10 protein-coding genes are annotated in these 10,228 nt (G+C 70.9%); 4 read left to right on the plus strand and 6 right to left on the minus strand.

What is annotated here, in order from left to right; all coding sequences use genetic code 11:
* Window positions 1-84: 84 nt before the first annotated feature.
* The 5 genes from ACIBP6_RS32775 to ACIBP6_RS32795 all read right to left on the minus strand — a co-directional run bounded on the left by ACIBP6_RS32775 (window position 85) and on the right by ACIBP6_RS32795 (window position 5,343).
* The gene (locus tag ACIBP6_RS32775) at window positions 85-981 is read right to left on the minus strand and encodes a M23 family metallopeptidase (protein WP_397057693.1); all 897 of its coding nucleotides are present in this window, start codon (window positions 979-981) and stop codon (window positions 85-87) included.
* 105 nt (window positions 982-1,086) lie between these two features.
* Window positions 1,087-1,431: a glycoside hydrolase family 6 protein gene (locus ACIBP6_RS32780; protein ID WP_397057945.1), complete on the minus strand. Its 345-nt coding sequence runs from the start codon at window positions 1,429-1,431 to the stop codon at window positions 1,087-1,089.
* 117 nt (window positions 1,432-1,548) lie between these two features.
* Complete coding sequence (locus ACIBP6_RS32785; RefSeq protein ID WP_397057694.1) at window positions 1,549-2,841, minus strand: serine/threonine-protein kinase; 1,293 nt, start codon at window positions 2,839-2,841, stop codon at window positions 1,549-1,551.
* Window positions 2,828-3,061, minus strand: a complete 234-nt coding sequence (locus tag ACIBP6_RS32790) for a substrate-binding domain-containing protein (RefSeq protein ID WP_397057695.1) — start codon at window positions 3,059-3,061, stop codon at window positions 2,828-2,830. Before ACIBP6_RS32790 ends, ACIBP6_RS32785 begins: the two co-directional genes overlap by 14 nt.
* A 149-nt stretch (window positions 3,062-3,210) precedes the next feature.
* Window positions 3,211-5,343 (minus strand): transglycosylase domain-containing protein, encoded by a 2,133-nt coding sequence (locus ACIBP6_RS32795; protein ID WP_397057696.1) that lies wholly within the window; start codon window positions 5,341-5,343, stop codon window positions 3,211-3,213.
* A 326-nt stretch (window positions 5,344-5,669) separates the two neighbouring features.
* Here ACIBP6_RS32795 and ACIBP6_RS32800 point away from each other — a divergent pair, with 326 nt between their 5' ends.
* The 3 genes from ACIBP6_RS32800 (at window position 5,670) to ACIBP6_RS32810 (ending at window position 8,394) form a co-directional block, all read left to right on the plus strand.
* Window positions 5,670-6,887 (plus strand): hypothetical protein, encoded by a 1,218-nt coding sequence (locus tag ACIBP6_RS32800; RefSeq protein WP_397057697.1) that lies wholly within the window; start codon window positions 5,670-5,672, stop codon window positions 6,885-6,887.
* Complete coding sequence (locus ACIBP6_RS32805) at window positions 6,884-7,885, plus strand: hypothetical protein (RefSeq protein ID WP_397057698.1); 1,002 nt, start codon at window positions 6,884-6,886, stop codon at window positions 7,883-7,885. Before ACIBP6_RS32800 ends, ACIBP6_RS32805 begins: the two co-directional genes overlap by 4 nt.
* Before the next feature lie 89 nt (window positions 7,886-7,974).
* Complete coding sequence (locus tag ACIBP6_RS32810) at window positions 7,975-8,394, plus strand: STAS domain-containing protein (protein ID WP_397057699.1); 420 nt, start codon at window positions 7,975-7,977, stop codon at window positions 8,392-8,394.
* 7 nt (window positions 8,395-8,401) lie between these two features.
* Here the strand turns inward: ACIBP6_RS32810 and ACIBP6_RS32815 are convergent, their stop codons facing one another.
* On the minus strand, window positions 8,402-9,802 hold the full coding sequence (locus tag ACIBP6_RS32815) for a dihydrolipoyl dehydrogenase family protein (RefSeq protein WP_397057700.1): 1,401 nt from the start codon (window positions 9,800-9,802) through the stop codon (window positions 8,402-8,404).
* A gap of 195 nt (window positions 9,803-9,997) precedes the next feature.
* Between ACIBP6_RS32815 and ACIBP6_RS32820 the strand changes: the two genes are divergently transcribed.
* Window positions 9,998-10,228: hypothetical protein (locus tag ACIBP6_RS32820; RefSeq protein ID WP_397057701.1), on the plus strand; the 231-nt coding region annotated here is incomplete at its 3' end.

A 10,228-nucleotide genomic window follows, 5' to 3' on the forward strand; every position in this document is an offset into this window, starting at 1 on the left:
GCGTCAAACCAGCGCGAGAACCACGAAGCCGGGCCCAGGAGCAGTCCTGGGCCCGGCGGTCATGCGATCAGCGGGAGTTCTGGCTCAGCCGCAGTGTTCGAAGGGACTCGTGTACGAGCTGCTGCCGATCGAGCCGCCCCACCTGACGCACTGTCCCGGGGCAGAAAGCCTGACAGGCCCGGCGTAGTAGCCGTAGCTGCCTGAGTCGGTCACCCTGGCCTCGCCCTGCGGTTCGAGGAAGGCCGACATCGACGAGGCGGTGCCGACATTCGTCGTCTTCAGCGTCGTGACGCAGTTGTAGCCGTTGCCGGAGTTGTAGAGCAGGTAGGTGCGGCCACCGGTGAGAGCGGCCGAGTCGATGACCGCGTAACCGCTGCCGCAGACCTCTTCCGGCGTGTGGGGGTTGGCCCCGCCGCCGCAGGTGTTGGTGCTGGTGATGGCCTTCTTCTGGCCCAGGGACACGGTCACGCCGTCCACGGTCGGGCTGGTGTCGACCGCGCCGGAGGAGGTTCGCTGCTCGTAGTGCAGGTGCGGGGCGTTGCTGCCGCCTGTCGAGCCGACGGTGCCGATCACGGTGCCCTGGCCGACGCTCATCGAGCCGCCGGCCGCGCGCACCATCGTGGCGAGGTGGGCGTAGCGGGTCCTGGTGCCGTCGCTGTGGCGGACCTCCACCCACTTGCCGTAGCTGGTGCTACCCGCGTCGTTGAAGTAGGCGGTGCCCCCGGCCGTGGCGCGTACGGTCTCGCCGTTGATGGCGTCGCTCCCGTAACTCTGCCAGTCGATGGAGCCTGACGGGTTGTGCGAGGGGGTCCAGTTGTTGGCGTAGAACGTCTTTCCGCAGTTGAACGGGCTCTTGTGGCTGGCGAGGACGCCGGTGCTCCGCGCCGATGCGGCCTGGGGGATCAGTGCCGCCGCCAGGGTGACCAACAGGGCCAGGGCGGCGGATGTGCGGATCGGTGATCGGCTGAAGGAACTGATCATGGGGACTACTCACCTCTCTGAACAGGTGGGTAAGTGGGGGCGCCCCGTTGATCAGGAAGATAGACCCGAAACTTCTCTTCATCAATCCCTGTTGGAATGAAAACTTTACGACGTCTTGTTGATGACCGATCGACGCGCAGGAGAGGCCTGGGGGGCGGGCCTCTCCTGCTGGGGGAAGGGGTCGGGGTGGATTCGTCCTCGGTGGGTCAGTTGATGGGCGGATAGGCGTTCTGGAGGAGTTCGCGGAACTGGGCGGAGAACCAGCGGCCCGACGTAGGCGTCGAAGCCGGCCGCGGGGCTCGCGGTGGGCCGGACGCCCATGCCGGCGCCGCTCTGGTTGCACCAGTTGCCGGCGTGGACGCGCCGGTCGACGCGTGACTGGTCGACGAAGACGTCCACGTCCGTGGAGGTGCTCGGGCCGGTCGGGCGGGCGCTGCCGCAGCCGATCATGGTCACGGTTTCCGGCCGCGGCCGGGGCTGCTCGCCGCGCTCGTACGACAGGGCCGGTGCCGATCTCCACGAGTTCCGGCGCGTCCCAGGACGATGCCTACGAGGCGTAGCCGGTTGTCACTCCGACCGGAGGGCGGCGTCGAGGGCGTCGAGGTGGAGTCGCAGGGCGTTGGCGCAGGCTGGGGTGAGGCGCCCTTCGCGGGAGCGGTCGGAGAGTTTTCTGCGCACGCTTTCGGTGCCGGCCTCCGCCGGGCCGTGGGGCAGCACGGCGTGCTGGAGCACCTGGCGCAGGTCCAGGACGACGTCGGTGTCCGTCCCGCCGCAGGCCGTTCTGTCCTCCAGCACGGTACGGAACCCCGCCACCGCCTGTTCGACGGCGCCTGCCGATGTCGGCGGACGCTCGACCGTCCGTTCCTCGGGAGAGGTCCAGGCGCGGCCGGTCGGCGAGGGGGGTGTGCTTTCGAGCAGCGTGGGCGGGGGTGGGGCGGCCTGGTGTGGATGGCGGGGCGGTGCTTGGTGCTGGAACCACAGAAGAGCCGACAGGGCGAGCAGGGCGGAGCCGGTTACCGTGACGCCGCGTCGGACGTTTCGCGTCAGTGCGGCCGTGCTGAGCGCGGATGCCAGGGCCGCGGCGGCCTCGGCCGCCGTGGGCCGCTGTCTGGGGTCCTGCGCGAGGCAGCGCCGGCAGAGGTCGGCGATCGCCTTGGGCACGCCGGGCACGCGGGGAGGCGGCGACGTCCTGCGGACCGCCTCGATCTCCTCCCACGTCGTCTCCGGGTACGGCGTCCGCCCCGTGAGCATGGTGTGCAGCAGCACGCCGAGCGCGTACACGTCGATCGCAGGATGGGTCGGCGCGCCGAGCAGCCGCTCCGGCGCCACGTACGGCGGCGTGCCGCGGTCGTCGTCGGGATCGCCCGCCCAGGCCGCGATGCCGAAGTCGAGCAGCTTGGGGCCGTCGGCGGTGAGCAGCACGTTCTCGGCCGTGACGTCGCGGTGCACCAGGCCGCGCGCGTGCCCGGCCGTCAGCACCCGCGCCAGCCGCAGCGCGAGGGAGGCCGCCTCCTGCCACGGCAGCGCCCCGTGCTCGACGCGTTCGGCCAGCGGCGTGCCGTCGAGCAGCGGCATCACCACGTACGCCGCCACCCCGCCGTAGGAGGTGACGGTCTCCCCGTAGTCGTAGATGTCGATCGCGTCGGGGTGGATGAAGCGGGCGGCGGCCCTGGCCTCGCTGCGCACGCTGACCCGCTGGCCGGGGTCGGTGTGCAGCGAGGCGGTGAGCACCTTGACGGCGATCATCCGGTGCAGCGACTGGTCGAAGGCACGCCAGATGACCGACATCCCCCCGTGGGCCAGCGGATCCAGGAGCAGATACCGCCGGGCCAGCACGTCCCCCGGCTCAAGCCGACTCACGGACCACCAGTTCCGTGGGGAGCACGGGATCGACGCCCGCCGCTCCCGTCGGGAGCAGCCGGGTGGCGACGGTGGCGAGCTCCTCGACGGGCTGGCGGACGGTGGTGAGCGTGGGAACGGTGTGCCGGGCGACCGGGGCGTCGTCGAACCCGATCACCGCGACGTCGGTCGGCACCTTGCGCCCCGCCCGGCGCAGCGCCTGGATCGCGCCCGCCGCCATCAGGTCGGAGGCGGCGAAGACGGCATTTACTGGGAGTGCGCCCGCTTGTGCGGACGCACTCCGAATTCGCTCAGCTGGATCGGCCGGAGTTGTGGATCACGGGTTATTTCCGCGCCCGATTCTCCATATCCGACAATCAGGAAAAATCCTCATTCGAGGACGGTGGTCACGTCCGCCTCGTCGAGCGGCCCCGTGGGCTCTTCCTGGTCCCGCTCCGGCGGCGCCGGCCGGCAACTGGAGCCGCAGCCGCCGAAGCGCTCGGTGTCGACGGGGTGGAAGTCGGTCGCCGGCACGCCCTTCAGGGCGTTGATCATGGTGTCCTTCCAGATCGGGCCCGGGATGGAGGAGCCGAAGACCGAGGGGTAGTACTGTCCGCCGATGGTGATGTTGTTCAGCTTGTAGTTCTGCGAGCCGCGCGGGTCACCGATGCTGACCGCCCCGGCCAGGTCGGGGGTGAACCCGGCGAACCAGGCCGTGGCCTGCGCGTCGGTGGTGCCCGTCTTGCCGGCCGCCGGGCGCCCGATGCCGCCCACGCCGCTCATCGTGCCCTTGGTGAAGACGCCGGACAGGATGTCGGCCGCGGCGTCGGCGACCCCGGGGTCGATCGCCTGCTTGCACTTGGGCTGGTAGTTCGTCACCTTGCCGTCGCGGTCGGTGATCTTGGTGATGACCATCGGCCTGCAGTACTTGCCACGGGCCCCGATCGCGGCGTACGCGTTGGCCACGGTCACCGGGTCCATCTCGTTGATGCCGAGCGTGAACGTCTCGTACTCCTGCAGCGGCAGGCCGTCGGAGCGCTTGATGCCGAGCGACTTGGCGGTCTTGACCGTGTCGCACAGGCCGACCTTCTGCTCCAGCGCCACGAAGAAGGTGTTGACCGACTCCCAGGTGCCGGTGGCCAGCGTCTTGAAGCCGCCGCCGCCCTCGTCGTTGGTGACCGTGTGGGTCGGGTCGCCGATGTTCTCGCCCTTGCAGTTCTTGAACGAGGAGTAGTAGGGCGCGCGGTAGCCGCTGCCGACGGACAGCCCGTCGTTGATCTTCATGCCCTCCTCGAGGGCTGTGAGCAGCGTGAACGTCTTGAACGTCGAGCCTGCCTGGAAGCCCACGCCGCCGCCGTGCACCGCGTCGGCCACGACGTTGTACGACATCTCCTTCTTGCGCTTGTTGGTGCCGTACTCGCGGCTGGCGGCCATGGCCTTGATCGCGCCCGTGCCCGGCTCCACCAGCGCCTCGGAGGCCACCGGGTTGTCGCTGGCGAAGACGTGCTTCTTGATGGCCTGCTCGGCGGCCTTCTGCATCTTCGGGTCGAGCGTGGTCTGGATGTTCAGGCCGCCCCGGTTGAGGAACTGCTCGCGCGCCGTCTTGGTCTTGCCGAACGCCGGGTTGCTGAGCACTTCGTTGCGCACGTACATGCAGAAGTACGGGTAGTCGCTGGAGCCGCAGCCGCCCGGGATCGGGGTGCCCTTGAAGCCGAGCTTGGTCTTCTTCGCCTCGGCGGCCTGCTCCGGGGTGATCTTCTTCAGCTCGGCCATCCGGTCGAGCACCACGTTGCGCCGGTTCAGCAGCCGGTCGCGATGGTCCTTGCTGAGGTTGGGGTCGGTCGCGTTCGGGTCCTGCACGGCGCCGGCCAGCGTCGCCGCCTGCGGCAGGCTCAGCTCCGACGCGGAGACCCCGAAGAAGCGCTTGGCCGCCGCCTCGACGCCGTACGCGCCGGCGCCGAAGTAGGCGATGTTGAGGTACTTCTCCAGGATCTGGTCCTTGGTGTACTTCTCCTCGACCGCCATCGCATACCGCAGCTCCTTGAGCTTGCGGCCGTAGCTGGCCTCCAGGGCGGCGTTCTTCTCCTTGTCGGTGGTCGCCGAGTTGAGCAGCACCTGCTTGACGTACTGCTGGGTGATGGACGAGCCGCCCTGGGCGACGCGGCCCGTGGCGAGGTTCTTCGCCAGGGCGCGCATGGTGCCCTCGATGTCGATCGCGCCGTGCTCGTAGAAGCGGTAGTCCTCGATCGAGATGATGGCCGTCTTCATGATGTCGGCCACCTGGTCGAGCTTGACGTTCTCGCGGTACTCCTCGTAGAACCAGGCGATCGGGTTGCCCTCGGCGTCGAGCACGGTCGTGCGTTCGGCCAGCGGGGGTTCCTTCAGCTCCTCAGGCTTGATGCCGAGCTCTTCCGACGCCGAGACGAACACCGCTCCGGTGCCTCCGACAGCGGGCAACGCGATCGCGGCGGCCACCACGCCGGCCGCCGTCGCGGCCGCCGCCAGCCGCGCCATACTCGACATACGGGAACCCATGCTGGATAACCCTCCCCCTCGTGGCAATACGGTGCATCTTAGACCCGGGCATGACATGCTCCAGGTAAAACCTTGGATGCCCCATGAGAGGCGAATGTTCGTCCCGGGGCCAGGTTTTTTGCAGGAGTTCGGGCCACATACGGATGGTTCGGGCGGCTCGTGGTCTCTGTGGCGAGTGGGATCAAGCGCTCCTTCTGCGGTGGCCGAGTTTCGTCCAGGCGGCGGCAAAGAACCGTGTTGCCCGCGTGGCGGTCGTCCACCGGTCTGGCAACGTCTACCGGGGCATTTCTTCCAGGCCTTGGTGGAGGGCTGCTATGCGTCGTGTCGGGGAGGGCGAGCACGCCGATCGCCTGCTCGCCGCCGCCAGGACATATTGGGGAGACAGCCCCGGCGGCGACAGGTGCGTCGTGGCGGAGGCGTACGACGACGATGACCCGCGGGTCGTGGTCCGTACGCTGCTGGTGGCGAAGGCGATCTGCGGTCTGGTCTCGGCGCGGCTCGTCGTGCTCGCGGCGCCGGAATGGGCGCCGCTGGCCGAGGCGTTCGGCGCCGCGCCGGACGGCCGGCCCGAGGTGCCGCCCGCCGCGCTGGTCACCAGCCGGGCCGACCGCGCCGTGGAGCGGGAGGTCCCCGTCGTGCTGGTGCACGGCGGCGGGACGCTGAAGGCGTACGCGCTCTTCCCCGACCAGGGGCCGTGCTCCCTGCGGGAGGAGCTGCCGGCCCGGATCGGGGCGTTCTTCGAACGGCACGTGTGGCCGTACCGGGAGACGATCAGGCCCAGCGCCGAGCGCGTCGCCTGGCGGGCCAAGAGCGGCGGCTACCAGATCCGTACGGAGACCGAGCGCCGCCAGCTGCGCCACTACGGCTGCGCCCGCCTGGGCATCGACGCCGACCGGCCCACCATCGCCGTGTTCGGCCACTCGCCAGGCCTGGACGAGGAGCTGTTCGAGGCGACGGCGGAGTTCGCCGCCCGCGACGACGACGCCAACTGGCTGTTCCTCGACCCCGTTCCCGACACCGGGAACCCGCGGATCCGGGGCGTCACCGGCGCCCTGTCCGCGAACGTGCTGTGGAGCGTGACGGACGTGGGCGTCACCTTCGGCGACAGCGACCTGCCCGCCTTCGGCATCCCGGTGATCCAGGCCGGGTGGTCCGAGGGCGGCGCCTGCGGTGCCACGCACGTGCCGCGCACGCCGTACGAGCTGGGCTCGCTGTTGCGGGAGGCCATCGCCCGACACGCCAAGGGCGACACCATCCTCGGCCCTGAGCAGCGCGAACGCGCCCGGCTCTGGCTCTGGTTGCGCAGTTGCGGCGCGGACGTGCCGAGCCAGCTGCTGCCCCACTGGGAGCACGGTGACGACTACACCCGCGTGCTCACCGTCAACCTGCGGCACGCCGAACGCGACGGCGATCCGCTCTACGCCGCGGTCGCCCGCATGTGGAAGCGGCGCGAACCGCTGCTGACCCGGTTCGACTTCCATGACCCGGCCGCTCTGGCCACGACACTGACCCCCTCGAGGAGTACGAGATGAGCAGCAGCACGGGACCCGCGACCGACCTCGACCAGGTGATCGTTCCCGCCGTCCCGCCCGTCCACCTGCTCACCGGCGACGTGCCGGCGTTGCAGGTGACCGACCGGCTGCACCGCGGCAGCCAGATCATCGGCCGCTTCGAGACGTCCGGCATGGTGGGCTTCAAGGTCTCGGCGCAGGGGCGCCCGCTGCGGGTGACGCTGGGGCTGTCCACGGACGACCGCTCGGTGAGCGGCTGGCACACCGGGCGTACGGAGCCCGCCGGCCCGGGGCCGCGCTTCCTGCAGATCCGCTCGCAGGGGCGTCTGCGCCAGTGCGTCCTGCTGCGGGGCAAGAAGTCGCACGCCCGGGTGGCCTTCGACCTGACGCCGGAGGAGATCCCGGACGACGGCCTGGTCTGCATCGAGGCGCTCGACGTCACCGAGGGCGACGACGTCAGCGAGGACCTGCGCGAGGCGCTGAAGGGCCGCGTCACCCCCGACGGGGTGGCCGGGGTACGGCTGAACAAGGTCGTGTTCGAGGAGCCGCCGGCCGTCGACTACGACCCCGACACGCTCGACGGCATCCGCTGCGAGTTCTACACGCTGATCAGCGCGGGCGGCCTGGCCAACCTCAACCGGCAGGGCACCCGGCAGATCCGGGCTGGCATGTTCCTGGTCAACCCGGCGCTCAAGGACCGGTTCGGGTCGAGCGGGCGTATCACGTTCCGGCTGGGAACCAAGGCCGAGCCGGCCAGCCTCATCCCCGCGACGTGGCGGCGGGTCAACAGCGAGCTGCGCTGGCTGCGCCACGCCGCCAAGAAGATGGTGCACGCCGCAGCGCCGTCGGTGGAGCGGGTGTTCAGCCTGCGGGACGGCGACCTGGGCACGCCCGAGGTGAGCGTGCGCGGCAACGTCACCGAGCTGACGGTGCCCAGCCCGGCGAGCTCGCCGCTGCTCGTGATGCTGGCGCCCGTGCCGGGAGCGGTGCCGACTCTGGAGTGCGGCATCCAGGGCTGACCGCGTCAGCGCGGCGTCCAGGGAGCGTAAGGGTCCGGGAAAAACCGGGATCAACTGTGATAACCCCGCACAGCGGGCAGGTTCCCTGTGTGGGCCGGAACGCATTGCTGATCCAGACGACCCGGCACCTCCCGTGTACGGTTCTGCGCGCCAGCGGCGAGCTCGACCACGCGGGCCGGGTCCGGTTCAGCGCGTGCGTCAATGCCGTATGGGACTGGTCGGACGGGCCCGTCCTCGTCTTCGACCTCGCCGACCTCGACTTCTACGACTCGTCGGTCATCGGCGTGCTGGCGATGGCCCTGCAGCGGATGGAGGAGGAGGGCGACCACGGGCGGATCATCCTGGTGCGTCCCTCCTCTCACCTGATGACCGTGCTCCGCCTGACCGACCTGCTGTCCCACGTGGAGCTGCGGGACAGCGTCGAGGAGACGGTGGCGGAGCTGATGGTGGAGACGGCGCCCGACGCGGACATCGTCCGCGCCGTCGCGCCCGCGGGCGGCCTCGGCTGAGCGCGCCTCAGAGCCCGTACGTCTCCAGCAGTCGCAGCCACACCTCGCTCACGGTCGGGAACGACGGGACCGCGTGCCACAGCCGGTCGAGCGGCACCTCCGCGGTCACCGCGATCGTCGCGGCGTGCAGCAGCTCGGCCGCGCCAGGACCGGCGAACGTGACGCCGAGCAGCACCTTCCTGTCCTCGTCGACGACCGCCCTGGCCTTGCCGCGGTAGCCGTCGCCCATCAGGTAGGCCCCGGTGACCGCGCCCATGTCGTAGTCGACCACGCGGACGTTGAAGCCGTCGTCGCGGGCCGCCCGCTCGGTGCGGCCGACCGCGCAGACCTGCGGGTCGGTGAAGACCACCTGCGGCGAGCCGTAGCCGCCCGCCAGGTCGCGCATCCCCGGCAGCTCGTCGCCGCGGGCGCGGGCCGCGATCACGTCACCGCACACCCGGGCCTGGTACTTGCCCATGTGGGTGAGGAGCACGCGGCCGTTGACGTCACCCACCGCGTACAACCAGCCGTCGGCCACCGCCGTGGCGCGCAGGCTGTCGTCCACCTCGACAGGCGCGTCCGGCGGCAGACCGACGGTGTCCAGCCCGAGGTCGTACGTGGCGGCCCGGCGGCCGGTCGCGATCAGCACCTCGTCGGCCTCCAGCGGCACGCCGTCGGACAGGTGCAGCGTCACCTTGCCGCCCGGCTCGGGGCGCTCGACCCCGACGACGCCGGTGCGGGTGCGTACGTCGATGCCGGCCTCGGCGAACGACTCGGCGAGCAGCTCGCCCGCGAACGGCTCCATCCGGCCGAGCAGGCCGTCGCCGCGTACCAGGACGGTGGTCTGGGCGCCCAGGCCGTGCATGGCCTGGGCCATCTCGCAGGCGACCACGCCGCCGCCCACCACCGCCAGCCGCTCAGGGATCTCCTTGGCGGCGGTCACGTCGTGGCTGGTCCACGGGTTCGCCTCGGCCAGGCCCGGCACGGGCGGCACCACGGGGACGCTGCCCGTCGCCAGCACGACCGCGTGGTGGGCGGTCAGCACCCGCTCGCCCTCCGGGGTCGTGACGCGCACGCGCCGGGGGCCGTCGAGGCGGCCGTGGCCGCGTACGAGCTCGGCCGGGACGCCTTCGATCCAGCGCGCCTGGCCGGAGTCGTCGTAGTTCGCCACGGCCTCGTCGCGTCTGGCCAGCACGGCGGCCACGTCGATCGGGCGGAGCGAGAGGCCGGGCACTCTGCGGACCTCGCCTGCCAGGTCGATCGGGCGCAGCAGTGCCTTGCTCGGCACGCACGCCCAGTAGGAGCACTCGCCGCCGGCCAGCCGCTCCTCGACGATCGCCGCGGTCAGGCCGCCGCGTACGGCCCGGTCGACGACGTTCTCACCTGTGGGACCGCCACCGATCACGATGACGTCGAACTCGTCAGCCACCCCTGCCTCCCCACATGTCCGGCTACGGTTCCGATGCTTTCACGCCGGGGGTGGGCACCCGGTGGGCCGGGTCCCCGTCTGCGCGTGTGGGCGGGGTGAGAGTCCTTTCATCTCGGGCTCATGGTGGTCCAACCGCCTGTCGACACGCTGGGGAACAGCCGCGGAAGGGCCGCGGCGACACCAGAAGGGCCAGACATGAGTCAGGCACTACGGCGGGCGCTGCTCGCCACCGCGATTTCCCTCGGAATGGGGGGCGCCACGACCGCCCTCACCACGACGACCGCCCAGGCCGCCGCCCTGCCGTCCATCCACCTCACGGCCGTCGCCGCCGACGATGATGACGACGCTCCGCGTGGCGGGGTGGACACGGGTGCGGGTGGGGCCGTGGCTCGGGACGACGATGATGACGACGCTCCGCGTGGCGGG

It is taken from the genome of Nonomuraea terrae (genome assembly GCF_044465245.1).
Classification (GTDB): Bacteria; Actinomycetota; Actinomycetes; order Streptosporangiales; family Streptosporangiaceae; genus Nonomuraea; species Nonomuraea terrae.

What these genes read in the sequence shown, in the direction of transcription:
- ACIBP6_RS32775 (WP_397057693.1), bottom strand. Translation starts at nt 981, where the DNA reads ATGATCAGTTCCTTCAGCCGATCACCGATCCGCACATCCGCCGCCCTG.
- ACIBP6_RS32780 (WP_397057945.1), bottom strand. Translation starts at nt 1,431, where the DNA reads ATGATCGGCTGCGGCAGCGCCCGCCCGACCGGCCCGAGCACCTCCACG.
- ACIBP6_RS32790 (WP_397057695.1), bottom strand. Translation starts at nt 3,061, where the DNA reads ATGGCGGCGGGCGCGATCCAGGCGCTGCGCCGGGCGGGGCGCAAGGTG.
- ACIBP6_RS32795 (WP_397057696.1), bottom strand. Translation starts at nt 5,343, where the DNA reads ATGTCGAGTATGGCGCGGCTGGCGGCGGCCGCGACGGCGGCCGGCGTG.
- ACIBP6_RS32800 (WP_397057697.1), top strand. Translation starts at nt 5,670, where the DNA reads ATGCGTCGTGTCGGGGAGGGCGAGCACGCCGATCGCCTGCTCGCCGCC.
- ACIBP6_RS32805 (WP_397057698.1), top strand. Translation starts at nt 6,884, where the DNA reads ATGAGCAGCAGCACGGGACCCGCGACCGACCTCGACCAGGTGATCGTT.